Consider the following 610-nt stretch of genomic DNA (forward strand, 5'->3'; position numbering starts at 1 on the left):
GTTCGGGCCGGCCGGCATGACCGACCGCTCGTCGCGGCCGCGGCACTGCCCCCACCAGCTCCCGGTGCGCACCGAACGCCGGATCCTGGGACTGCGGATCTCCCGCCGCTGGGGGCCGGCGCGGATCGCCTACCGGCTCGGTCTGGCCGTCTCCACCGTGCAGCGGGTCCTGACCCGCTACGGGGCGCCGCCGCTGCGGTTCATCGACCCGGCAACCGGAGTGCGGGTCCGCTCCTCGCGGCCGGCGCCGCGCCGCTATGAGCACGCCGCACCCGGGGACCTGGTGCACGTCGACATCAAGAAACTCGGCCGCATCCCCGACGGCGGCGGGCACCGGGTGCACGGCCGCGCCGCCGGACGAGCGATCAAGAAGCAGTCCAAGCCCGGCTACGCCTACCTGCACCACGCCGTGGATGACCACTCCCGGCTGGCTTACTCCGAGATCCTCGGCGACGAGCGGAAGGAGACCGTCGCGGCGTTCTGGACCCGCGCCAACGCCCACTTCGCCGACTGCGGAATCACCGTCAAGCGAGTGCTCACCGACAACGGCTCGGCCTACCGATCCCACCTGTTCGCCGAGACCCTCGGCGAGACCATCACGCACAAGCGC

At 72.5% G+C, this 610-nt stretch carries 1 protein-coding gene; it reads left to right on the forward strand.

Annotation, left to right across the window (positions count from 1 at the left end; translation table 11 throughout):
- Positions 1-610, forward strand: a 610-nt coding sequence (locus GCU60_RS19715; protein ID WP_239521476.1) for a DDE-type integrase/transposase/recombinase, incomplete at both ends; no start/stop codon positions are given.

Source organism: Blastococcus saxobsidens, assembly GCF_010682065.1.
GTDB lineage: Bacteria > Actinomycetota > Actinomycetes > Mycobacteriales > Geodermatophilaceae > Blastococcus > Blastococcus saxobsidens_B.